This is a genomic window from Pantoea sp. Cr_R13, from assembly GCF_029222565.1.
Taxonomy (GTDB): domain Bacteria; phylum Pseudomonadota; class Gammaproteobacteria; order Enterobacterales; family Enterobacteriaceae; genus Pantoea; species Pantoea eucalypti.
Genome location: NZ_JARHXL010000003.1, coordinates 483859 through 507644 on the forward strand (window position 1 = coordinate 483859; position 23786 = coordinate 507644).

21 protein-coding genes are annotated in these 23786 nt (G+C 56.2%); 11 read left to right on the forward strand and 10 right to left on the reverse strand.

Features of this window, described 5'->3' with window-relative positions; translation table 11 throughout:
- Positions 1–5: 5 nt before the first annotated feature.
- The 6 genes from lpoB (at position 6) to P2R09_RS03450 (ending at position 5684) form a co-directional block, all read left to right on the forward strand.
- Positions 6–602, forward strand: coding sequence for a penicillin-binding protein activator LpoB (lpoB, locus tag P2R09_RS03425; protein WP_275767105.1), 597 nt, complete (start codon positions 6–8; stop codon positions 600–602).
- A 16-nt stretch (positions 603–618) separates the two neighbouring features.
- Entirely contained in the window at positions 619–1401 is a 783-nt protein-coding gene (gene thiK / locus P2R09_RS03430; protein WP_275767284.1) for a thiamine kinase, read from the forward strand.
- 39 nt (positions 1402–1440) lie between these two features.
- A complete protein-coding gene (nagZ, locus tag P2R09_RS03435) occupies positions 1441–2481 on the forward strand; it encodes a beta-N-acetylhexosaminidase (RefSeq protein WP_039661026.1) in 1041 nt (346 codons plus the stop codon).
- 41 nt (positions 2482–2522) lie between these two features.
- The gene (gene ycfP / locus P2R09_RS03440; RefSeq protein ID WP_003849849.1) at positions 2523–3065 is read left to right on the forward strand and encodes an alpha/beta hydrolase YcfP; all 543 of its coding nucleotides are present in this window, start codon (positions 2523–2525) and stop codon (positions 3063–3065) included.
- Positions 3066–3277: 212 nt separating this feature from the next.
- Positions 3278–4582: an NAD(P)/FAD-dependent oxidoreductase gene (locus tag P2R09_RS03445; protein ID WP_003849848.1), complete on the forward strand. Its 1305-nt coding sequence runs from the start codon at positions 3278–3280 to the stop codon at positions 4580–4582.
- Positions 4583–5141: 559 nt separating this feature from the next.
- Positions 5142–5684, forward strand: coding sequence for a glycine zipper 2TM domain-containing protein (locus P2R09_RS03450; protein WP_003849847.1), 543 nt, complete (start codon positions 5142–5144; stop codon positions 5682–5684).
- 143 nt (positions 5685–5827) lie between these two features.
- On the opposite strand, the gene mfd is transcribed toward P2R09_RS03450, so the two are convergent.
- Entirely contained in the window at positions 5828–9271 is a 3444-nt protein-coding gene (mfd, locus tag P2R09_RS03455) for a transcription-repair coupling factor (RefSeq protein WP_275767111.1), read from the reverse strand.
- Between the two features lie 228 nt (positions 9272–9499).
- Complete coding sequence (locus tag P2R09_RS03460; RefSeq protein ID WP_003849845.1) at positions 9500–9709, reverse strand: hypothetical protein; 210 nt, start codon at positions 9707–9709, stop codon at positions 9500–9502.
- 249 nt (positions 9710–9958) lie between these two features.
- Between P2R09_RS03460 and lolC the strand changes: the two genes are divergently transcribed.
- From lolC to pepT, 5 genes are all read left to right on the forward strand, one after another.
- A complete protein-coding gene (gene lolC, locus P2R09_RS03465; protein WP_033743171.1) occupies positions 9959–11158 on the forward strand; it encodes a lipoprotein-releasing ABC transporter permease subunit LolC in 1200 nt (399 codons plus the stop codon).
- Positions 11151–11855, forward strand: a complete 705-nt coding sequence (lolD, locus tag P2R09_RS03470; RefSeq protein ID WP_039661033.1) for a lipoprotein-releasing ABC transporter ATP-binding protein LolD — start codon at positions 11151–11153, stop codon at positions 11853–11855. The genes lolC and lolD overlap by 8 nt, the downstream gene beginning before the upstream one ends.
- Complete coding sequence (gene lolE / locus P2R09_RS03475) at positions 11855–13099, forward strand: lipoprotein-releasing ABC transporter permease subunit LolE (protein WP_003849842.1); 1245 nt, start codon at positions 11855–11857, stop codon at positions 13097–13099. The genes lolD and lolE overlap by 1 nt, the downstream gene beginning before the upstream one ends.
- Positions 13100–13245: 146 nt before the next feature.
- Entirely contained in the window at positions 13246–14079 is an 834-nt protein-coding gene (gene cobB, locus P2R09_RS03480) for a Sir2 family NAD+-dependent deacetylase (protein ID WP_003849841.1), read from the forward strand.
- 479 nt (positions 14080–14558) lie between these two features.
- Positions 14559–15788 (forward strand): peptidase T, encoded by a 1230-nt coding sequence (gene pepT, locus P2R09_RS03485; protein ID WP_275767116.1) that lies wholly within the window; start codon positions 14559–14561, stop codon positions 15786–15788.
- Positions 15789–15858: 70 nt separating this feature from the next.
- Here the strand turns inward: pepT and P2R09_RS03490 are convergent, their stop codons facing one another.
- From P2R09_RS03490 to rluE, 8 genes are all read right to left on the reverse strand, one after another.
- Complete coding sequence (locus P2R09_RS03490; RefSeq protein WP_008925944.1) at positions 15859–16986, reverse strand: cupin domain-containing protein; 1128 nt, start codon at positions 16984–16986, stop codon at positions 15859–15861.
- 57 nt (positions 16987–17043) lie between these two features.
- Complete coding sequence (gene phoQ / locus P2R09_RS03495) at positions 17044–18504, reverse strand: two-component system sensor histidine kinase PhoQ (RefSeq protein WP_003849837.1); 1461 nt, start codon at positions 18502–18504, stop codon at positions 17044–17046.
- A 2-nt stretch (positions 18505–18506) separates the two neighbouring features.
- On the reverse strand, positions 18507–19175 hold the full coding sequence (gene phoP, locus P2R09_RS03500; protein WP_003849836.1) for a two-component system response regulator PhoP: 669 nt from the start codon (positions 19173–19175) through the stop codon (positions 18507–18509).
- Between the two features lie 104 nt (positions 19176–19279).
- Positions 19280–20650: an adenylosuccinate lyase gene (gene purB / locus P2R09_RS03505; RefSeq protein WP_275767121.1), complete on the reverse strand. Its 1371-nt coding sequence runs from the start codon at positions 20648–20650 to the stop codon at positions 19280–19282.
- A 43-nt stretch (positions 20651–20693) separates the two neighbouring features.
- Entirely contained in the window at positions 20694–21335 is a 642-nt protein-coding gene (gene hflD / locus P2R09_RS03510) for a high frequency lysogenization protein HflD (RefSeq protein WP_008925946.1), read from the reverse strand.
- 42 nt (positions 21336–21377) lie between these two features.
- Positions 21378–22490: a tRNA 2-thiouridine(34) synthase MnmA gene (gene mnmA, locus P2R09_RS03515; protein WP_275767123.1), complete on the reverse strand. Its 1113-nt coding sequence runs from the start codon at positions 22488–22490 to the stop codon at positions 21378–21380.
- 42 nt (positions 22491–22532) lie between these two features.
- Positions 22533–23006: an NUDIX hydrolase gene (locus tag P2R09_RS03520; RefSeq protein ID WP_003849831.1), complete on the reverse strand. Its 474-nt coding sequence runs from the start codon at positions 23004–23006 to the stop codon at positions 22533–22535.
- Positions 23007–23050: 44 nt separating this feature from the next.
- Entirely contained in the window at positions 23051–23713 is a 663-nt protein-coding gene (gene rluE, locus P2R09_RS03525; protein WP_219848843.1) for a 23S rRNA pseudouridine(2457) synthase RluE, read from the reverse strand.
- Positions 23714–23786 lie beyond the last annotated feature (73 nt).

Here is a 23786-nt window from a genome sequence, read left to right on the forward strand (position 1 = left end):
TCATCGTGATACGCAATTTTAATCGTACCGGAACGCTTCTGATGGCGCTCATTCTGACCGGCTGTGTTGTAAAACAGCAGCAGCAGCCTGCACCGGTTGAGCCGACCCAGCCCGCTGAGCCAACCCAGCCCGTTCCGCAACCTGAACCGGTGCCGCAACCGCAGCCTGTGCCGCAGCCGCCAAAACTGGTGACTATCAACTGGGATGCCACCGTTCAGCCGCTGGTGGCGCAGATGTTACAGGCCGCCAGCGCCGAGCCGGGCAGCGTGCTGCTGGTCGATCGGATCAAAAACAGCACCAATGGCTCGCTGCAAAGCGACAAAGCCACGGCAGCAATCCAGAATGCGCTGAATAATAACGGCAAATTCACCCTGGTCTCTGCAGATCAACTGGCTCAGGCCAAGCAGACGCTGGGATTATCGCCGGATGACAGCCTGAACTCGCGCAGTAAAGCCATTGGCCTGGCGCGCAACCTCAACGCACAATATGTGCTCTACAGTAACGCACGTGGCGATGTTAAAGCACCGACCCTGCAGATGCAGCTGATGCTGGTTCAGACTGGCGAGATCATCTGGTCCGGCAACGGCATTGCTCAGAATTAATCCGGCATTCCAGCGGATCATTGAACAGGTCACGGGCGAACCAGACAAAGCATTGATTATGCCGCTGGCCGGTCTGACCGGACACAGCCAGAAGATTGTCAGCCCGTGCGGCACCTTTATCGTTCGGGCGACACCGCAACCGGCTATTCCCTTTGTGGACCGGCAGCGAGAATTCCGACTGTTACGAAAGTTAAGAACCTCGGGGCTGGCGCCGCAGCCCGTAGCGTCACATCGTCAGGGAATTATCCTGACCTGGTGCGCGGGCGAGGCGCTGGATGCACAACGCTTCGGCGAGCAACGTCCGCAGATCGTGGCACTTATGCAGCAACTGCACCAGCAGCCGCTGACCGGCTATCAACTGTCGGTGTTATCGCTACTGTGGGATTACTGGCAGCTTACACCTCAGCGGCATCACCGCTGGCTGCGAGCGCTCAGGCGCCTGACGCGGCAGGGTGAGCCCCGGCCGCTGAGGCTGGCACCGCTGCACATGGATCTGCATGCCGGCAATGTCATACAAGGTCCCGAAGGCCTGCGTCTGATTGACTGGGAATATGCCGCCGATGGCGACGTGGCGCTGGAACTGGCGGCCGTCTGTGCCAGCGATCCGCAGTACGATGCCGAATGGCTGGCAGAGTATGCAGCGGCGATGCAGCTGCCGCTTCCCGCGCTAGTGCAGCAGGTCAGACGCTGGCAACCCTGGCTGCGTTTGCTGATGGCGAGCTGGTATCAGCTGCGTGCCAGTCAGAGTGAAAACGAAACATTACACCAGCTGGCCCGACAGAGCTGGGAACAGATTTAATCGCGTTATGCAGCTGCTTAACGCCACAGGATTCAGGTTATGAGAACACATTTACCCGGCCCTTTGATGCTTGACGTTGAGGGCTATGAACTGGATGGCGAAGAGCGCGACATCCTGAAACATCCGCTGGTCGGCGGCTTAATTTTATTTGCCCGAAATTATCACGATCCGGCTCAGCTGGCAGAGCTGGTGCGGCAGATCCGCGCGGCCTCTCACTCCCGGCTGGTGGTTGCGGTGGACCAGGAGGGCGGTCGCGTTCAGCGTTTCCGTGACGGCTTTACCCAACTGCCCGCGATGCAATCCTTCGCCGCGCTTCACGATGCAGACACAGCAGGTGAGATGGCGCAGCAGGCGGGCTGGCAGATGGCGGCCGAGATGATCGCGATGGATATCGATATCAGCTTTGCGCCGGTGCTCGACATTGGTCATATCAGCGCCGCGATTGGTGATCGTTCTTTCCACGCCGATCCGGCCATTGCCCTTGCTGTTGCCCGCCGCTTTATTGCGGGGATGCACGAGGCAGGCATGAAGACCACAGGTAAACATTTCCCAGGGCATGGTGCGGTCAGCGCCGATTCGCATAAAGAGACGCCACGGGATCCGCGCGACGAAAAAACGCTGCGTGAGCATGACATGGCGATCTTCAGCAAGCTGATCACCGAGCAGGCCCTTGATGCCATCATGCCTGCTCACGTCATCTACACCGACGTTGATCCGCTGCCCGCCAGCGGCTCGCCATACTGGCTGAAAACCGTGTTGCGCGAGCAACTGGGCTTTAATGGTGTGATTTTCTCCGACGATCTGTCGATGGAGGGCGCCGCCGTGATGGGAAGCTATTCTGAGCGGGCGCAGCAGTCCCTTTCTGCCGGTTGTGACATGATTCTGGTCTGCAATCAGCGCCAGGGAGCCATCAGTGTGCTGGATAACCTGATCCCGGTCGGGTCAGAGCGCGTGACGCAGCTGTATCATCAGGGCAGGTTTACCCGCGGTGAGCTGCAGGCTACGCATCGCTGGAAAACCAATGCCCAGCAACTGAGTGCGCTTCAGGAACGCTGGCTGGCTCACAAGGCGTCGTGGTAAGCAGTGACTGCCCGGGCGCTATCTCAACCCTGAGGATTATCATGATCATCTATCTGCACGGTTTTGATTCCAACAGTCCGGGCAATCACGAAAAGGTGCTGCAACTGCAATTTATCGATCCTGACGTCAGGTTGATCAGTTACAGCACCCGCCATCCTAAACATGATATGCAGTTTCTGCTGAAAGAGACCGATAAGATGCTGACGCTGTCCGACGATGACCGCCCTCTGATTTGCGGTGTCGGGCTGGGCGGCTTCTGGTCAGAGCGCATCGGGTTTTTGTGCGGCATCCGCCAGGCGATCTTCAATCCCAACCTTTTTCCGCAGGAGAATATGGAAGGGAAGATCGACCGTCCCGAGGAGTATCAGGACATCGCCACCAAATGCGTCAGCGATTTTCGCGAGCGCAATCGTGACCGCTGTCTGACCTTCCTCTCCCGTCATGATGAGGCGCTGGACAGCCAGCGCATCGCCGACCAGCTGCATCCGTTTTATGACATCGTCTGGGATGAGACAGAAGGGCACAAATTCAAAAACATATCCCCACACCTTCAACGGATAAAATCTTTTAAAACATCAGGTTAAACCTGTCAGGCACCGCAAGGTGCCTGTTTTCGTTACGTAATTATCTGAGTTTTATTTCTCCGCTTTGATGTATATCAATATTCTTATGTTCTCCTCTTCCCTCCATGCTATTCTGCCCGCAGATTGCGATTTTAACTTCGCCAACCCTATGTTTCTTAAGGTTTAATTTAACCTTTGGTTAACTTTTGGTTCACAATTTGAGGGGGTCTTTGTTGACTACGTCTGTTAAGAGAATTGTTATTGTCGGCGGGGGAGCGGGCGGCCTGGAAATGGCGACGCAGCTGGGCCATAAACTGGGTCGTAAAAAGAAAGCCGAGATTATCCTGGTTGATCGTAACCATAGCCATTTGTGGAAGCCGCTGCTGCACGAAGTGGCCACGGGTTCGATGGATGAAGGCATTGACGCACTGAGCTATCTGGCCCATGCCCGCAACCACGGTTTTGAGTTCCAGTTGGGTTCGCTCACTGATATCGATCGCAGCCGCAAAGTGATCCGCCTGGCCGAAGTGCTGAACGCACAGGGCGAAGTGCTGGTGCCACAGCGTGAAGTGGCCTACGACCAGCTGGTCATGGCGCTGGGCAGCACCTCCAATGATTTCGGAACGCCGGGTGTCAAAGATCACTGCATCTTCCTGGATAATCCACATCAGGCGCGTCGTTTCCACAACGAAATGCTCAACCTGTTCCTGAAATTCTCTGCCAGCGAAGGCAAGGTCGAGAAAGTGAATATCGCTATCGTGGGCGGCGGCGCAACAGGCGTTGAGCTGTCAGCGGAGCTGCACAACGCGGTGAAACAGCTGCACAGCTACGGCTTCAAAGGCCTCGGACGCGAAGCGCTGAACGTGACGCTGGTGGAGGCGGGCGAACGTATTCTGCCTGCACTCCCACCGCGCATCTCTGCTGCTGCGCACCAGGAGCTGACCAAACTGGGCGTGCGCGTTCTGACGCAGACCATGGTCACCAGCGCTGAGCGTAATGGCCTGAATACCAAAGGCGGCGAGTTTATCGAAGCCGACCTGATGGTCTGGGCAGCAGGGATCAAAGCGCCTGACTTCCTGAAAGAGATTGGCGGACTGGAAACCAACCGTATCAACCAGCTGGTGGTGAAAGAGACCTTGCAGACCACGCTGGACGATGACATCTACGCCATTGGCGACTGTGCCTCCTGCGCTTTGCCGGGCGGCGGTTTTGTTCCGCCACGCGCCCAGTCGGCGCACCAGATGGCCTCACGCGCGATGGAAAACATCCTGGCGCAGCGTCACGGTAAACCGCTGAAAGCTTATGTCTATAAAGACCATGGCTCGCTGGTGTCGCTTTCCCGCTTCAGTACGGTCGGCAGCCTGATGGGTAACCTGATGCGCGGCTCGATGATGGTGGAAGGGCGTATTGCACGCTTTGTCTATATCTCACTCTACCGTATGCACCAGGTCGCGCTGCACGGCTACTTTAAAACCGGCCTGATGATGCTGGTGGGCAGCATTAACCGGGTGATCCGTCCCCGGCTTAAGCTGCACTAAGCAAGTGTAATCAGTCTGGTCAAGGCTAAGCCTCCTCGATTCTGAGGGGGCTTTTTTTTGCGTCGGGCCAGCAGGTAATCGCGGATGGCGGACAGCCGTGCAACGGTTCATCCGTCGCGCTGGAGCCCCGTTCAGTCAGCTATGCCGCCTTTGTCCTGAGGCGTCAACATGAATGGGATATCACCTGTCTGACTGGTTTACAGCCGCTTATAGTTGCTGCGAATCGACTCACTATATCGAATCTGACAGGGTTCACGTGTCAATATGATCAGGACGCAGCGCCAATATTGGTTATCTCTTAATATATTGAATTTGAAGGGATTAAAGTAAATTCTGGCGTCGATTACTCCTGGCTTACGTCTCATCAGAACTCTCCTAAAAACTGGCCCTGATAGCAAAGTGACCAATTTCCTCCATTTATCTGATGTTGCATTTTCGGTCCATCTGTAAAACTTCATCTCAACAAACACGGCGCGTCGCGCACGCCGGTTATACCTCAGTTAACGAGGATGCTTTAACAGCAGGATTGCGCGGTAACACTTTTCAGGAGGAACTTCCTGTGAATAAATCAATGTTAGCGGGTATCGGTATTGGTGTGGCAGCAGCGCTGGGTGTTGCAGCCGTAGCAGGCATGAATGTGTTTGATCGCGGTCCTCAATACGCTCAGGTACTCTCTGCAACACCAATCAAAGAGAGCATCAAACAGCCACGTCAGGAGTGCCGGAACGTCACACTGACCCACCGTCGGGCCGTACAGGATGAAAACCGTCTTGCTGGCTCTGTATTAGGTGCAGTGGCAGGTGGGGTGCTGGGTCACCAGTTTGGCGGCGGTCGCGGCAGGGACGTGGCGACAGTAGCGGGTGCGGTAGCGGGCGGTTATGCCGGTAATCAGGTCCAGGGTGGACTGCAGGATCGGGATACCTACACCACAACCGAACAGCGCTGCAAAACAGTTTATGATAAACAAGAGAAAAAACTGGGATATGACGTGACCTATAAAATAGGCGATCAGCAGGGTAAAATCCGCATGGAAAATGACCCCGGCACGCGTATTCCTCTGGATCGCAATGGTCAGCTGGTTCTCAACGGCGACCAGGCGTAATTGGGCAAAGCTTTGCTGCACTCGCGGCCACACAGCACGACGTAATAGTGAAAAAATGAAAAAGGCGCATCGTATGATGCGCCTTTTTTTATCGCCATTTCCCGCGCTTTACCTATTAGCTCAGTAGTGCGCGGGCAGAAGTGTTACGTCTGATGCTCAGCCAGTTGTGAAACAAAGCCCTGCACCCACTCCATGCGAATCTTTCTTTCCGACAGCTCGCGGGTAAACCGCAGGCGTGTTGGGCCATCCAGCTTCCACTGCTGTGGCTCTTTCTGCAACAGGCCGATCAGCCATGCCGGATCTACATTGTTCTTCGGCGAAAAATCGAAATAACCGCCTTTGTCGCTGGCTTCGATCTTACGCAGACCGACAGCACGGGCCTTCAGACGGATAATCGCCACGTCCAGCAGATTTCGGGCTGGATCGGGCAGCAGGCCAAAACGGTCGATCATCTCCACTTTCAGCTCCTGTAATTCCTCTTCAACCTCTGCGCTGGCGATGCGCTTATAAAGCGAAAGACGGGTGCTGACATCCGGGATAAACGTCTCTGGCAGCAGGGCGGGCATTCGTAGCTCCACCTCTGTCTGATTACTGGTGAGATCTTCCAGTGACGGCTCGCGACCCGCTTTTAGCGCGTCGACCGCATTCTCCAGCAGTTCCATATAGAGTGTGAAGCCCAGCGTCTCCATCTGTCCGCTCTGCTCATCACCCAGTAGCTCGCCAGCACCGCGAATCTCCAGGTCGTGCGTAGCCAGCGCAAAACCGGCTCCCAGATCTTCCAGAGAGGCGATCGCTTCCAGTCGCTTATGTGCATCGGCGGTCATCGATTTTGGATGCGGCGTTAACAGCCAGGCATAAGCCTGATGATGTGAACGGCCAACGCGACCACGTAACTGATGCAGCTGTGCCAGACCAAAGTGATCGGCCCGCTCAATGATGATGGTATTGGCAGTCGGAATGTCGATACCGGTTTCGATAATGGTGGTACAGACCAGCACGTTAAAACGCTGATGATGGAAATCGTTCATCACCCGTTCCAGATCGCGCTCACGCATCTGACCATGACCAATGGCCACACGCGCTTCCGGCACCAGTTCGCTGAGACGCTGCGCCGCTTTCTCAATATTTTCAACGTCGTTGTAAAGATAGTAGACCTGTCCGCCACGCAGAACTTCACGCAGGATCGCTTCGCGGATCACCAGATCGTCAAATTCACGCACAAAGGTTTTCACCGCTAAGCGGCGGGCTGGCGGTGTGGCGATAATCGAGAGATCGCGCATGCCGCTCATGGCCATATTCAGGGTACGCGGGATCGGCGTGGCGGTCAGGGTCAGAATGTCCACATCGGCACGCATCGCCTTGATGCGCTCTTTGTGACGCACCCCGAAGCGGTGCTCTTCATCAACAATCAGCAGGCCGAGATCGTGCCATTTGAGGTCGCTCATCAGCAGCTTATGGGTGCCGATTAAAATGTCGATCTTGCCGTCGCTGGCCTGTTCCAATACCTGCGCCTGCTCTTTGGCGGTACGGAAACGGGACAGCATCTCAATGCGGACCGGCCAGTTAGCGAAGCGATCGCGGAAGTTATCGTAGTGCTGCTGTGCCAGCAGGGTGGTCGGCACCAGCACGGCCACCTGTTTATGGTTTTCAATCGCCAGAAACGCCGCGCGCATCGCCACTTCGGTTTTACCAAAGCCGACGTCGCCACACACCAGACGGTCCATCGCCAGCGGCTGACACATATCACTCAGCACCGCGTTGATTGCCTGTGCCTGGTCCGGTGTGGTTTCAAAGGGGAAGCTTTCGCAGAACAGCTGATACTGTTCACGATTATGCTTAAAGGCAAAGCCAGATTTGGCGGCGCGCTGGGCATAGATATCCAGCAGTTCAGCCGCCACATCACGCACTTTCTCAGCCGCTTTCTGCCGGGCGCGTGACCAGGCATCACTGCCCAGTTTATGCAGTGGGGCGTTATCGTCCGCGCCACCCGCGTAGCGACTGATCAGGTGCAGCGACGAAACCGGTACATAGAGTTTGGCGTCATTGGCGTAAGAGAGCATCAGGTATTCTGCCTGAATACCACCCGCTTCCAGCGTCGTCAGGCCGATATAGCGCCCCACACCGTGCTCCAGATGCACCACCGGCTGGCCGGGACTCAGCTCCGCCAGGTTACGGATAAGAATGTCCGGATTGATAGTGCGACGGGTATCCTGACGGCGACGACTGACGCGTTCGCCCAGCAGATCGCTTTCGCAAATCAGTGCCCGGTTACCCTGGGTATCAATGAAACCGCGCTCGCTGGCGCCAATCATCAGACTGAAACGATCGTCGACGGTTTCATCGAAACGATGTACCGGCTGAGGGCGCAGTTTAATCCGGGCCAGCAGTTCCTGCAGGGTCTCGCGGCGGCCTTCGCTTTCAACCGAGAAGACGACTGCACCGCTGAAGGTTTCAATAAACTGACGCAGATGGTCGAGCGGCGCTTTCGCCTGCGCCTGAACGGCAAGTTCGGGCAGCGGGGTGTAACCGAGATTGGTATTCGCCGCTTTGTCGGGCAGCACTTCATTGGTCATCTGAATGCGTGGCCAGGCTTTCAACTCACCCATCAGGGCATCTGGACGCAGCCACAGGGTAACCGGCTCCAGCAGTGGACGCATCGGGTCAACGCGGCGGTTCTCATAACGCGCCTCAGCATCCTGCCAGAAGCGGCGGGCGCTGCCTTCCAGATCGCCACAGTTCACAATCAGGGTGTTATCTGGCAGATAGCTGAACAGACTCGGTAATGGCTGTTCAAAAAAGAGCGGCTGCCAGTATTCGATGCCCGCAGGCAGCGTGCCTTTACTTACCTGCTGATAGACATGCTCCGACTCGCGGCGCACATCAAAAATTTCGCGCCAGCGGCTGCGAAACAGCTCAATAGCCGCTTTGTCGCTGGGAAACTCATGGGCCGGCAGCAGGTTAATTTCCGGGACGGCTTCCAGCGTGCGCTGACTGTCGACGTCGAACAGGCGCAGGCTGTCGATCTCATCATCGAAAAAGTCGATGCGATAAGGCTGATCGCTGCCCATCGGGAACAGGTCGAGCAGGGCGCCGCGCGTGGCGTATTCACCGTGCTCCATCACCTGATCGACATGGCGATAACCGGCCTGCTCAAGCTGGTCGCGCAGCCGGTCGCGTGACAGTTTTTGTCCCTGCTTCATCACCAGCGCATGGCCGTGCAGGAAACTGTGCGGGCAGACGCGCTGCATCAGGGTATTGACCGGCATGATCAGCATACCGCGCTGCATCACCGGCAGCTGGTAGAGGGTCGACAGGCGCGCAGAGATAATATCCTGATGCGGCGAGAAGCTGTCGTAGGGGAGTGTCTCCCAGTCAGCGAGGTGCGTCACCGGCAGATCGGTAAACTGACGGATCTCATCCAGCAGACGCAGGGCGGTTTGGGTATCGGGGGTAATCATCAATACCGGACCCGCATGGTGTTCGGTAATGCTGGCACACTCCACCGCGTGCGCTGCGCCTATAATCTGGCCAAGCTGACGGTGGTCGCCGGATTTAACGGGCAGGGTATAACGAGTCTGTTCGGGCATGGGATCTCGGGGTTGCTCCATTTTTCCAGGACGTAATCATTCCATATTATGTCAGGGGGATCACCTTTGCGGCACAATTTTCCTGCCGCGCCGCGCTGAATCCAGGGATCGGTCAGCCATTACCCGGCGTCAGCGGTAATGCAGCGGATAGAGAGAGAATAGACGGAGTCTGGCGAGGCATCGTAAAAAACCGCCGTCGCTATGCAGCGACGGGGTTAAGCGGGCATTTTATTTTATGGATTGCTGTGTGTAATGCATGCGTGGGCGGTCGATATTTGCCCAGGATAACTCCTGCTCAGGATGGTAGCTGAGGTTGCCGTCGTCCCACTTTACGTAGTAGCCGGCGGGTGCGTTTCCCTGCTCAAAGACATTGATAATTTCGCCTCTGATCTCCCCGGATTTATGTTTGACGATACTGCCTTTGGGAAATTTCAACATGGTCGCTACCTCTACCGCTGTGCGATAAATTCACCCCTTATCCTGTTACTGATTATAGTCTACACCCCACCTGCGCTGAATAATCAGCCAATAAGCGGCGGCTTTATCGGCTATTCCGCGGCTTTGACGCAAGAGATGACGCATCCGGATGCAACTTTGCTGCCGACTCAGAGGGTTAGAGGTTTCATAAAGCCAGCCGCTCCTTTATCATCCCACTACCTATTTTCAGGCAACGGCTTACTGGATTCCATGTATCAACCTGTCGCGCTATTTATCGGTCTGCGTTACATGCGCGGACGAGCATCGGATCGCTTCGGTCGCTTTGTCTCCTGGCTCTCAACGATTGGCATTACGCTTGGCGTGCTGGCGATGGTCACCGTGTTATCGGTGATGAACGGTTTTGAGCGTGAACTCGAAGGCAATATTCTTGGGCTGATGCCGCAGGCGCTGATCACCAGCGACAAAGGCAGTCTCAATCCCCAACAGCAACCCGCCGCCTCGCTGAATCTGCAGGGCGTTAACCGCATCGCGCCGCTGACCACCGCCAATGTGGTGCTGCAAAGCCCGCGCAGCGTCTCTGTTGGCGTAATGCTGGGCATTAATCCGGATGAAAAAGATCCGCTGACGCCGTTCCTGGTGAATACCCAGCAGAGCGTGCTGCAGCCCGGACAGTACAATGTCATTCTCGGCGAACAGCTGGCATCACAACTTGGCGTAAAACGTGGCGATCAACTGCGTTTGATGGTGCCGTCGGTCAGCCAGTTCACGCCAATGGGGCGGGTGCCGAGTCAGCGTCTGTTTACGGTAGCGGGCACTTATGCTGCCAATAGCGAAGTCGACGGGTATCAGATTCTGGTCAATCTGCAGGATGCGTCGCGCGTCATGCGTTATCCGGCCGGGAATATTACTGGCTGGCGACTGTGGCTGGATAAACCGCTGTCAGTCGACAGTCTGAGTCAACAGACATTGCCTGCGGGCCTTATCTGGAAAGACTGGCGTGAGCGCAAAGGCGATCTTTTCCAGGCAGTGCGCATGGAAAAAAATATGATGGGTCTGCTGCTGAGCCTGATTATCGCCGTCGCAGCCTTTAACATCATCACGTCATTAGGCCTGCTGATCATGGAGAAGCAGGGCGAAGTGGCGATCCTCCAGACCCAGGGCCTGACACGCCGGCAAATCGTGGCGGTGTTTATGGTTCAGGGTGCCAGCGCCGGGATTATCGGCACGCTGCTCGGCACGCTGCTCGGCGTCCTGCTTGCCAGCCAGCTCAACAACTTAATGCCGGTAATTGGCCTGTTCCTTGATGGTGCCGCGTTGCCGGTTGATATTAATGTGTGGCAGGTGGTCACTATCGCCCTCAGCGCGATGATTGTGGCGCTGTTGTCTACGCTCTATCCTTCGTGGCGCGCTGCCGCCGTTCAACCTGCTGAGGCTTTACGTTATGAGTAACACTCCTTTGTTGCAGTGCCGCGACCTGTGCAAACGCTATCAGGAAGGCAGCGTGCAGACCGATGTGCTGCGCAATGTGGCTTTCAGCCTCCAGCCCGGTGAACTGACAGCCATTGTCGGCAGCTCCGGCTCCGGTAAAAGTACGCTGCTGCATCTGCTGGGCGGTCTGGATGCGCCGACCTCGGGCGACGTAGTGTTTGATGGTCAGTCACTGAATGCGATGTCCTCATCGGCCAAAGCAGAGTTGCGAAACCGCGAGCTGGGTTTTATCTATCAGTTTCACCATCTGTTGCCGGACTTCAGCGCGCTGGAGAACGTGGCGATGCCGCTACTTATTGGCAAAACTGCGAAAGCGGAAGCGCAGGATCGCGCCCGTGAGATGCTGGCGGCAGTCGGTCTGGACCATCGCGCCGCGCACCGGCCTTCTGAACTGTCAGGTGGCGAACGCCAGCGCGTGGCGATTGCCCGTGCGCTGGTCAACCGTCCTCGTCTGGTGATGGCGGATGAGCCAACCGGCAACCTGGATGCCCGCAACGCTGACGCTATTTTTGAACTGCTGGGCGAACTGAACGTGCGTCAGGGCACCGCGTTTCTGGTGGTCACGCACGATCTGATGCTGGCAAAACGCATGACGCGACAGATGGAGATGCGTGACGGTCAGTTAAGCGAGCAGCTTACTATGGCAGGAGCGCTGTAATGGGCTCGTCGTTATCCCTGTTGCTGGGCCTGCGCTTTAGCCGCGGCCGCCGTCGTGGCGGCATGGTCTCGCTGATTTCGGTGATCTCTACTATCGGGATTGCGCTGGGCGTGGCGGTGCTGATTATCGGTCTGAGCGCCATGAACGGTTTTGAGCGTGAGCTGAACAATCGCATTCTGGCGGTGGTGCCGCACGGTGAGATCGAGGCGGTCAATCAGCCGTTTCAGCACTGGCAGTCGATGATTGCCCCGATTGAAAAGGTGCCCGGCATTGCAGCGGCAGCGCCCTATGTGAACTTCACTGGCCTGATTGAGAGCGGTGCCCGGCTGGAAGCGCTGCAGGTTAAAGGCGTTGATCCCGCACAAGAGCCGCGTCTTAGCGCACTGCCACAGTTTGTCGCCAATAACGCCTGGTCCACTTTTGCCGCCGGTAAGCAGCAAATCATTCTGGGCGGCGGTATCGCGAAATCGCTGAATGTGAAGCAGGGCGACTGGATCACCATTATGATCCCCAATAACGATGGTGATAACAAACTGCTGCAGCCAAAACGTATCCGGCTTCAGGTCAGCGGTATCCTGCAATTGAGCGGCATGCTCGATCACAGTCTGGCGCTGGTGCCGCTGGCCGATGCGCAGCACTATCTGGAGATGGGTGACAGCGTGTCGGGCATCGCCCTGAAGATGACCGACCCCTTCCAGGCGGTCAAACTGGTGCGCGATGCGGGTGAGGCGACCCGCTCTTACGTCTACATCAAGAGCTGGATTGGCACTTACGGCTATATGTATCGCGACATTCAGATGATCCGCGCGATCATGTATCTGGCGATGGTGCTGGTGATTGGCGTTGCCTGTTTTAACATCGTTTCCACGCTGGTAATGGCGGTAAAAGACAAAAGCAGTGATATTGCAGTGCTGCGCACACTCGGCGCTAAAGATCGGCTAATCCGCGCCATCTTTATCTGGTACGGTTTGCTGGCGGGTCTGCTGGGCAGCGTCAGCGGCGTGGTCGTGGGCGTGCTGGTGGCGCTGAACCTGACCTCGCTGGTGCGCGGACTGGAGTCGATTACCGGCCATCATCTGCTGGCGGGGGATATTTACTTCATTGATTTCCTGCCGTCGGAACTGCACTGGATTGATGTGTTCTCAGTACTGATTACGGCGATTCTGCTGAGCCTGCTGGCGAGCTGGTATCCCGCCAGACGTGCCAGCCGCATTGACCCGGCTCGGGTATTAAGCGGTCAGTGAAAAAATGCGGCGCGAGAGGTTTTCGCGCCGCATCTGTTTAAGACCTTTGCTGTTGGGTTGTGCCCTCAGCAACCGTTACTATCGGGTGATGTTGACCCGGAATCTGTTTAGAGCGGCTCACCGCAGCCGCTACGCCAGGAGATTTTATGCGTACACCACGTCGCCGCATACGACTTGCCCGCCTGAAGAAAACCCGGAGAAAAGTGCATCAGCGCTTTCGCCAGCGCATTTTTGAGCGCGATCGTCAGGCCGAACTTGCCGCCCATCCTCAGCCGCATGTTGTGGTGCTGACCGGCGCAGGCATTTCAGCGGAGTCCGGCATCCGGACCTTCCGCGCGGCTGACGGCCTGTGGGAAGAGCACCACGTGGAAGATGTTGCAACGCCTGAAGGCTTCAGGCGCGATCCCGCGCTGGTGCAGCGCTTCTATAATGCGCGCCGCCAGCAGTTACAGGAGGCGGAGATTCAGCCCAATGCCGCTCATCTGGCGCTGGCAGAACTGGAGCAGGTATTAGGCGATAATTTCCTGCTGGTCACGCAAAACATCGACAATCTGCATGAGCGAGCCGGAAACAGTCGGGTGCTGCACATGCACGGTGAGCTGTTAAAAGTGCGCTGTGTCACCAGCGGTCAGGTGATTGAGTGGACCGGTGATATCACGCCGGACGATCGCTGCACCTGTTGCCAGTTCCCCTCTGCACTGCGGCCGCATGTGGTGTGGTTTGGCGAAATGCCGCTGGGCATGGAGCAGATTTATCAGGCGCTGGAACAGGCGGACTACTTTATTGCTATCGGCACCTCAGGCCACGTTTATCCGGCTGCAGGCTTTGTCCATGAAGCCAAAATCCAGGGCGCGCATACCGTTGAGCTGAATCTGGAACCGAGCCAGGTCGGCAATGAATTTGCTGAGCGGCACTATGGTCTGGCGAGCGAAGTGGTGCCGGAGTTTGTGCATAAGCTGCTGCGCGGGCTTTATAAGTAAGCGGGGCGGCTATAACCGCACCCGAGGTTACAGGCAAAATCTGGCCCGATTAGCGGTGAGATCCAGCCTGCACCGGGAACACGGTCAGATCGGAAAGCCGCAAAACCGTCATCCATAACTGCCTGGCCCGCACGATGACGCACCTCATCCCTGAGGTGCGCCCGTAAACAGGCCGACGCTTACGTTATTCAAAACGCGCCCGGATTTTTGTCCCAGCCACGGGACGCTTTTCTCCTCTGACCCTGTAACCGTTGTGTTGAGTCTGCACGCTGCGGTGATTTTCTCGCCGGGTCAAACCGCCTCTTTGTTATTAACATTGCGAGGTTTGCTGCAACAATCTTGTAATAAGGCGTTTATTTCGGGCTTATTGCTTTCCCAAAGGTTATCGACAGCGCTAACCTGTCTCCAGATGATTTTACGCAACGTTATAACCGCCGGGTCTGTGAATAATATCGGACGGCACTTTTAAAGGATGGGCTATGGAACAGTTACTTGAGCGCTTTTTAAGTTATGTGGCAGTTGAGACGCAGGCTAAGCCGCAGGCTCGTCAGGTCCCCAGCAGTGAAGGGCAGTGGACGCTGGCGCGTCAGCTTCAGGAAGAGCTGCTGGCGCTGGGTTTTGTCGATGTCACCCTAAGCGATCACTGCTGCGTCATGGGCACATTGCCCGCCAATGTCGACTGGCCGACGCCGGTCATCGGTTTTATCTCGCACATGGATACATCGCCTGACTTTACGGCAAAACATGTGAACCCTCAGATTATCGAAAATTATCGCGGCGGAGACATTGCCCTGGGTAATGGCAACGAGATTCTCTCGCCGGTGATGTTCCCGGTGTTACACAAGCTGATTGGACACACGCTCATTACCACCGATGGCAAAACCCTGCTGGGAGCGGACGACAAAGCGGGTATCGCCGAGATCATGACGGCGATGGCGCACCTGGCAAACAGCGACACGCCGCACGGTGCGATCCGCGTCGCCTTTACGCCCGATGAAGAGATTGGTCGTGGCACCTCACATTTTGATGTGGACGCGTTCGCGGCTGACTGGGCCTACACCATTGATGGCAGCGATCTGGGCGAGTTCGAGTATGAGAACTTCAATGCCGCCTCCGCCACCGTCAAAATTGTCGGTAATAACGTGCACCCGGGCTCCGCAAAAGGCGTGATGGTCAATGCGCTGGAGCTGGCAAATCAGTTCCATGCTGCCGTTCCGGCCAGTGAAAAACCGCAATATACCGACGGCTATGAGGGCTTCTATCATCTGCATCAGATCAAAGGCAGTGTAGAACACGCTGAGATGCTCTATATCATTCGTGACTTCGAAACAGAGAGTTTTGAACAGCGTAAACAGACGCTGCTGCAGATTGCAGCGGAGATTAACAAAACGTTGCACCCGGACTGCTCCGTCACGGTTGAGATCACTAACAGCTATCGCAACATGCGTGAAAAGGTCGAGCCGTTCCCGCACATTATCGACCTGGCTTTACAGGCGATGCGTGACTGTGACATTGAACAGGTGGTGAAACCGATTCGCGGTGGTACAGATGGCTCGTCACTGTCGTGGAAAGGGTTGCCTTGCCCGAATATTTTTACCGGCGGCTATAACTATCACGGCAAGCATGAATTCGCCTCGCTGAATATCATGGCGAAGTCGGTGGAAGTGATTGTGCGTCTGTCAGAGCTGGCAGCGCAGAAGAAGAGTTAAATAAAAAGGCTCTCTGCCACAAGGGTCAGAGAGCCTGATTCAGCAGCAGCGCCCGATAGCGCTGTGTTGATTATTCGTCGTCGCCAAAGAACCAGTAACCGGCATTCACCAGACCGGCGATCTGCGCCAGTACGGCGGGATCATCCAGCGCATCACCCAGATCGTCGAGTGTTATGCGATAGTGATTCGCCAGCACTGCCATCACATCGGGACGTGAACACTCAACCCGCTCGCCGTTGATATAAACCGCGTCGCCAAGGGTCAGAACACGCAGGCCACCTAACCGACTCAGGGTATCACCCTGTTGCAGCGCATCATAAATTTCGTCAGGCTGATAAGGCGGTTCCGGCGGCGCGACGTCGAGTTCGTGACGCGACTGCGAAATAAATTCGCCAAACCACTGCTCAAAATGCTCTGGCTGATTGACCACATCCAGCATCAGCTGACGAACGCCTTCAATCTCCTGCGGCAGGATCTGTGATGGACAGTCGCGAGAAGGCACATCCGGATCGCTAAAGCGCAGGCTGCCCAGCTCATTGGCCAGCGCGTAATCAGCAAAGCCGCTAATTAACTCCCGGCCGCTTGGAGCACGGAAACCCACGGAGTAGTTCAGGGCGTTTTCCAGTGAGTAACCTTCGTGCGGGAATCCTGGCGGGATGTAGAGAATATCGCCCGGCTCCATTTCTTCATCAATGATGGCATCGAACGGTTCAACCTGCAGCAGATCCGGGTGCGGGCAGTGCTGCTTCATCGGCACTTTCTCACCAACGCGCCAGCGACGGCGACCGGTACCCTGAATGATAAATACATCATACTGATCGAAATGCGGGCCGACACCGCCGCCAGGCACGGCAAAAGATACCATCAGGTCATCGACGCGCCAGTCAGGCAGGAAACGGAAAGGGCGCATCAGCGCGGCAGAAGGCTCATGCCAGTGATTGACCGCCTGGACCAGCAGCGACCAGTTGTTCTCTCCCAGATGATCGTAGCTCTCGAACGGGCCGTGGCTGACCTGCCATTTGCCATCCTGATGACTGACGAGGCGGCTGTCCACCTCGTTTTCCATCGCCAGACCAGCAAGTTCATCCGGTGAAAGAGGATCGACAAAGTTTTTAAAACCACGCTTCAGCACTACCGGGCGTTTCTGCCAGTAGCGCTGAATAAAATCGGGCCAGTTAATATCGAGCTGATAGTCCATAAAAGGGTTCCGCTTAGGGCTGTAAATGCCAGCAAGTATAACAGCCCTGAGGGTTTTCTACTCGCGGCGATGTTCGACTTCCTGGCGCTGAAAGACTACTTCCATGCGTGTTCCGCCAAGTGCGCTGCTGGAGGCAATCACGTTGCCTTCATACTGCTCCAGAATGTCGCGCACCACCGCCAGACCCAGCCCCTGACCGGGACGCAGGGTATCGGCGCGCTGACCCCGGACGAAGACTAAATCACGCTTGCTTTCAGGAATGCCCGGACCATCATCGTCGATATAGAGATGCAGTGCATTTTCGCTCTGATAAGCGCTGACTTCGATAAACTCCAGGCAGTACTTGCAGGCGTTATCCAGCACGTTGCCCAGCACTTCCATAAAATCATTCTGGTCGCCCACAAAGGTCAGCTCCGGGGATATATCCAGCGAAATCGCCACACCCTTGCGCTGATAGACTTTATTCAGCGCCGAACAGAGGCTGTCGAGCAAACCGGACACGGAATGGATGTCGCGCTGCAAGGGGTTGTGGTCGGCCTGCATACTGGCGCGATGCAGATAATATCCGACCTGCTGCGAGATACGGCTGATCTGCTCCAGCATGACCGGCTCAGCCTGCTCTATTGTCAGCTCTTTGCCGTTTCGCAGCGACCGCAGGGTGCTCTGTAAGACGGCCAGCGGGGTTTTCAGGCTGTGGGTCAGATCCGAAAGCGTGGTGCGATAGCGGGTATAACGCTGCCGCTCATTCGTCAGTAACAGATTGAGGTTGCGCACCAGACTGCGCAGCTCCTGCGGTGGATTATCTGCCAGGTTCTCGCGCTGACTGGTCTCCAGTTCACGCACCTGCTGTGTCAGCGCGCCAATCGGCCGCAGACTCCAGTGCGCCGCCAGCCACAACAGCGGAATAATCAGTATCAGGTTGGCCGCCAGCACATAGCTGAACCATGACCAGACCACATCAGAATGCTGCAGCTCCTGCGGGATCGAATCGACGACCACGATGGTGAGCGCAGGGAGATTGGTGGTGGCATCGTAACGGTTAACAGCAACTGAGTGGGTAAAGGTGTCGTTGCTGTCCGTGTCCCAGTCGTTGAGCCGCTGCTTAGCATTTACGTTATTGCCCATCGCCACCATGCTGGTGCGGTTGCTGGTATCAATCTCGTAAAAGTCGGGCTTCAGCAGCCATTCACGACGGATTTTTTTGCGGATCTCAGGCACATCGCGTTGCTGCCACAGCAGCTTACCGTGCTCATCGTAAATGAACACCAGTGTCGGGAAATTGAGTGTCATCCGTTCCGGCTGGGCGATGGTGAGCGTGTTGTCATGCCATTGCGCCAGCGTAAAGAACAGATTGCTCTCGCCGCGCATGACGCGGTAGGTGTTTTTATCGAAACTCACCACATAGCCAATCACGGCGACCATGCCGTAAGAGAGCGAGAGGAAGAGAACTATTGCTGCAGACGCCAGCAGAAAGCGGGCGCGCAGCGAGATAGGGCGATAACGGTTAAACCAGGACATGGTCAGAGATCAAAGCGGTAACCCTGGCCACGGACAGTGGCGATGACGTCGGTTGGGTGCAACGCCAGAATTTTTTTGCGCAGACGCCCCATCAGAACATCGATGGTGTGGCTTTCACGCAGTTCAGCGTCAGGATAAAGCTGCAGCATCAGCGAGTCTTTACTGACCACTTTGCCCGCGTTACGGATCAGCGTCTCGACAATGGTGTATTCAAAGGCGGTAAGCTTCACCGGCTCTTCATTGACCGTGAGTTCACGGCGCGAGAGATCCACCTGAAACGGTGCCATATCGATGATCTGCGACGCATGCCCACTGTTACGGCGCATCAGCGCCTGCAGACGTGCCGCGACCTCTTCAATGTGAAACGGCTTGGTGACGTAGTCATCCGCTCCGGCTTCCAGCGCTTCCACTTTCGCCTGCCAGCCTTCGCGGGCGGTTAGCACCAGAATCGGCTGACGCACGGCATCACTGCGCCAGCGGCGAATCAGCGACATGCCATCTTCATCCGGCAGGCCGAGATCGACCAGTGCGATATCGGGCAGATGTTCGCGAAGAAAATAGTCGGCTTCTTTGGCGTCTTCGGCGGCATCGACCTGATGGCCCATGTCACGTAACTGGACGGCGAGATGATGGCGCAGCAGGGCATTGTCTTCAACAACCAGAACACGCATAGAAATTCCTTACACTCTGTTTGAGTCAACCTGCAGAAAGTATACGCGAAATGTATTAAACAAGATGTTAACGCAGACCGGACGGGGCCGGTCTGCGGCGGGTATTATTTCAGATCGTCAACCATCTGGATAGCGCGGCCAATATAGTTTGCTGGCGTCATCTGCTTCAGACGGACTTTTTCTTCTTCTGGCAACGCCAGACTGTCGATAAACGCCTGCATACCGGCGGCATCCACGCGTTTACCACGCGTCAGCTCTTTCAGCTTCTCATAAGGCTTTTCAATACCGTAACGGCGCATCACTGTCTGAATCGGTTCTGCCAGCACTTCCCAGTTGTGGTCCAGCTCATCCAGCAGGCGGTCACGGTTCACTTCCAGCTTAGAGATGCCTTTCAGCGTGGCCTGATAAGCGATCAGCGCATAACCGACGCCCACGCCGAGGTTACGCAGCACGGTGGAATCGGTCAGATCACGCTGCCAGCGTGAAACCGGCAGCTTGCTGGCCAGATGCTGCATGACGGCATTCGCCAGACCCAGATTGCCTTCCGAGTTTTCGAAGTCGATCGGGTTCACCTTGTGCGGCATGGTGGATGAGCCGATCTCGCCCGCAATGGTTTTCTGTTTGAAATGGTTCAGTGCCACATAGCCCCAGATATCGCGATCGAAATCGATCAGGATGGTGTTAAAGCGGGCGATACAGTCGAACATCTCAGCGATATAGTCGTGCGGCTCAATCTGCGTGGTGTAGGGGTTCCAGGTGATCCCCAGCGAGGTGACAAAGTTCTCGCTCAGTTCATGCCAGTCCACTTCCGGATAGGCGGCAATGTGGGCATTGTAGTTACCGACCGCGCCGTTGATTTTACCCAGCACCTCGATCTGCTTCAGCTGACGTAACTGACGCTCCAGACGGTAAGCGACGTTAGCCATCTCTTTGCCCATGGTCGATGGCGTTGCCGGCTGGCCGTGGGTGCGGGAGAGCAGCGGGATATCACGGTATTCGCTGGCAAGGCCTTTCACGGCGCTAATCAGCTGCTCCCAGTAAGGCAGGATGACGTCACGACGGGCGGTTTCCAGCATCAGCGCGTGCGACAGATTGTTAATATCTTCTGAAGTGCAGGCGAAGTGGATAAATTCAGAAACGGCGTGCAGGGCAGGCAGATCGGCGACTTTCTCTTTCAGGAAATACTCTACCGCTTTCACATCGTGGTTGGTGGTGCGCTCGATGGCTTTAATGCGTGCCGCATCGTCTTCAGAAAAACCGGCGACGATCGCATTAAGGAAAGCGTTTGCGTCGGCATCAAATGCAGGAACTTCCTTGATCTCTGCGGTCCCGGCCAGTTTTTGTAACCAGCGAACTTCAACCTCAACGCGGAATTTCAGCAAACCGTATTCGCTGAAAATCGCACGCAGCGGGCTGACTTTATCGCCGTAACGACCATCGACAGGTGAAACGGCGGTCAGAGAGGATAATTCCATCAGTGCAACTCCTGAATCATTTAGCGTGTTTTGCCGCACCGACTTAGTAAGTCAGTGGCAGCCGGGATAAGAGGGTTTTTGCTTCACGCAGCAAACGCTGACGCGAGAACATCAGTTGCAGTCGGCCACCACCGACCTGCTGCCACAAGACAGCCGCACGGATACCGGCTAACAGCGTGGCGCGCACTTTACTCTGCACCTGCGTATTCTGCAGCACCGCAGGCGAACCGGTAACCTGAATACGTGGGCCAAGCGGGCTGATCACATCTACATAGATGGCCGCCATCGCGCTCAGTATGGTGTCGGACTCAAGTTCATAATGCGCCAGCTGGCGATCCAGTTGTGTAATGCGCTGTGCCAGTGTGGCCATGGCGGATTTACTGGCGCTAAGCTTGCGCTCCAGCACCATCATGCTCAGGGTATAACGCGTCAGTTCTGCGCCTGCGCCCTGGCGACTGCTGCTGTTCAGCACCGCCATCAGAGTTTCGAGCCCGAGGCGCAGGTTGGCTTCATTGTTACCAAACACCGCCAGCGTGGAGCCAGGATTAAGGTCCAGCACGCTGCGCAGCGACACGGTCAGTGCCTCTGGCTGGCAGTGACCCTGCTGAGCCAGCTGCTGCACCAGATGGGCGGACTGACAGATGCCCGCCAGCGCCAGCGTAATTTCCTGATAATTTTTCGCCACGGTTACTCCTGTTTACGCGTCATCAACGCGGGCTGTTCCCGCTTACTCTGCCACTAACGGCAGGCGTTGTTCGATAATACCGCCACCGAGGCAAGCGTCACCAAGGTAAAACACCGCAGACTGACCCGGCGTGACCGCAGCGACGGGTTCATCGAAACGCACTTCAATGCGATCGTCGCCGTGTGGAATAATCTCACAGGGAATATCGGTCTGACGATAGCGGGTTTTCACGGTGCAGCGAAGCGGGGCGGTAATCGGCTGGCGATCAACCCAGTGCAACTGCTGGGCAATCAGGCCCACGGACATCAGACGCGGATGATCGCCGCCCTGGGCGACAATCAGGCGGTTACGGGCCACATCTTTGTCGACGACATACCAGGGATCATCTTTGCTCTCTTTGAGGCCGCCAATCCCCAGGCCTTTACGCTGTCCCAGAGTATGGTACATCAGCCCCTGATGTTCACCGACAATCTGGCCTTCCGTGGTTTCAATCTCGCCAGGCTGAGCGGGGAGATAGCGCGCCAGGAAGTCGCGGAATTTGCGTTCGCCGATAAAGCAGATGCCGGTCGAATCTTTCTTCTTCGCGGTGATCAGGTCCAGCTGTTCGGCAATGCGGCGCACTTCCGGTTTTTCCAGCTCGCCGACCGGGAACAGACTCTGGGCGATCTGCTGGTGGCTCAGCGTATAGAGGAAATAGCTCTGATCTTTGTTGCCATCCAGACCGCGTAACAGCTGGCTCTGGCCGTCCACGTCATGGCGGCGCACGTAGTGACCTGTGGCGATGAAATCTGCGCCCAGGTCCTCTGCGGCGAACTCCAGGAACGCTTTGAATTTGATCTCTTTGTTGCAGAGAATATCGGGGTTAGGCGTGCGGCCCGCTTTGTACTCTTCGAGGAAATGCTCAAAGACGTTATCCCAGTATTCAGCCGCAAAGTTAACTTTGTGCAGCTTCATACCCAGCTTGTCGCAGACCGCTTGCGCATCCGCCAGATCGTCCGCGGCGGTACAATACTCCTCGCCATCGTCCTCCTCCCAGTTCTTCATGAACAGGCCTTCAACCTGGTAACCCTGCTGCTGCAGTAACCAGGCGGAAACGGAAGAATCGACGCCGCCGGACATACCGACGATCACTTTTTTCTGGCTGTTGTCAGACATGACACGCTCGCATTACGATAAAAAAACAGGCGGCGCATTCTATCATGCAGAAGGCAGGCGCGCACCCTCGTGAAACGGCCACTGGAACGGGCTGACCAGATGTAGCGGGTAGCGCGTGCCCTGTTGCCACAGCCGTACGCTTTCCGCAACCAGCGGTGAACGCAGGTTGGAGGCAGTGAGAATCTGCGCTGGCGGCAGCCACCAGCAACAATCGATGTCGCTGTCCTGCGGCTGGGTTGGTGCTTTCTCCGCCAGATCGACGCCAAATAAAAAACGCACAAAAGGCGTACTGTCGGGCGCGATCCACTGGTTTATTCCGATGAAATAGTGCATCGAAGCGGCGATGCCGGTCTCTTCATAGAGTTCACGTTCGGCAGCTTCCAGCAGCGTTTCATCCGCTTCGAGATGTCCGGCTGGCTGGTTCCAGGTGGCACGACCGTTAATCGTCTCTTCTACCACCAGCAGTTCACCTTCAGCCTGAACCAGACAGGCGACAGTAACATGAGGTTTAAACATCTCTTCTCCGCAATTGTTAACCTGAGGTTATAAAAGATAGAAGCTCAAGGCGCAATATTGCTGAGTTCGCGCCATGCACCGGGAGCCAGATCGTCGAGTGAATACTGTCCCATCGCGTAGCGAATTAACCGTAAGGTGGGGAAACCAATATGGGCTGTCATCCGGCGTACCTGACGATTACGGCCTTCATACAGTGTGACTTTCAGCCACTGCGTCGGGATATTTTTACGTTCGCGGATCGGCGGCTGACGAGGCCAAAGCCACTGAGGCTCAGGCACTTTCTCTATGCCAGCGGGCAGGGTCATGCCATCTTTAAGATTAACCCCATCCCGCAGCGGCTGCAGATCCGCCTCCTGTGGCTCGCCTTCTACCTGCACATAATAGACCTTGCCGGTCCGTTTACCGGGCTGCGTCAGCGCGGCCTGCAGCGCGCCGTCGTTGGTCAGCACCATCAAACCTTCACTGTCGCGATCGAGGCGGCCTGCGGCATAGACTTCTGCGACGCTGACAAAATCTTTCAGGGTGCGGCGACCTGCTTCATCGGTGAATTGTGGCAGCACGTCGAACGGTTTGTTAAACAAAATCACACGGCGCGGCATCGCAGGGCGAGCAGGGGGGCGTCGCGCATCACGCGTCGGGCGGCTGAATCGTTTATCCTGGTGAATTCGTTGAGTTGTTTTTCGCATGGGCTTTGCAGTCAGAGACAATCGGCGCATTATAACGTGAAATTGCGGTGATTGGCGTGGCCGAAATATTCAAGTAGTATTGACGCGCATCTTA

Coding starts and splice junctions, on each gene's coding strand:
- nagZ (WP_039661026.1), top strand. CDS start 1,441: ATGAGAACACATTTACCCGGCCCTTTGATGCTTGACGTTGAGGGCTAT.
- ycfP (WP_003849849.1), top strand. CDS start 2,523: ATGATCATCTATCTGCACGGTTTTGATTCCAACAGTCCGGGCAATCAC.
- mfd (WP_275767111.1), bottom strand. CDS start 9,271: ATGCCCGAACAGACTCGTTATACCCTGCCCGTTAAATCCGGCGACCAC.
- P2R09_RS03460 (WP_003849845.1), bottom strand. CDS start 9,709: ATGTTGAAATTTCCCAAAGGCAGTATCGTCAAACATAAATCCGGGGAG.
- lolC (WP_033743171.1), top strand. CDS start 9,959: ATGTATCAACCTGTCGCGCTATTTATCGGTCTGCGTTACATGCGCGGA.
- lolD (WP_039661033.1), top strand. CDS start 11,151: ATGAGTAACACTCCTTTGTTGCAGTGCCGCGACCTGTGCAAACGCTAT.
- lolE (WP_003849842.1), top strand. CDS start 11,855: ATGGGCTCGTCGTTATCCCTGTTGCTGGGCCTGCGCTTTAGCCGCGGC.
- cobB (WP_003849841.1), top strand. CDS start 13,246: ATGCGTACACCACGTCGCCGCATACGACTTGCCCGCCTGAAGAAAACC.
- pepT (WP_275767116.1), top strand. CDS start 14,559: ATGGAACAGTTACTTGAGCGCTTTTTAAGTTATGTGGCAGTTGAGACG.
- P2R09_RS03490 (WP_008925944.1), bottom strand. CDS start 16,986: ATGGACTATCAGCTCGATATTAACTGGCCCGATTTTATTCAGCGCTAC.
- phoQ (WP_003849837.1), bottom strand. CDS start 18,504: ATGTCCTGGTTTAACCGTTATCGCCCTATCTCGCTGCGCGCCCGCTTT.
- phoP (WP_003849836.1), bottom strand. CDS start 19,175: ATGCGTGTTCTGGTTGTTGAAGACAATGCCCTGCTGCGCCATCATCTC.
- purB (WP_275767121.1), bottom strand. CDS start 20,650: ATGGAATTATCCTCTCTGACCGCCGTTTCACCTGTCGATGGTCGTTAC.
- mnmA (WP_275767123.1), bottom strand. CDS start 22,490: ATGTCTGACAACAGCCAGAAAAAAGTGATCGTCGGTATGTCCGGCGGC.
- P2R09_RS03520 (WP_003849831.1), bottom strand. CDS start 23,006: ATGTTTAAACCTCATGTTACTGTCGCCTGTCTGGTTCAGGCTGAAGGT.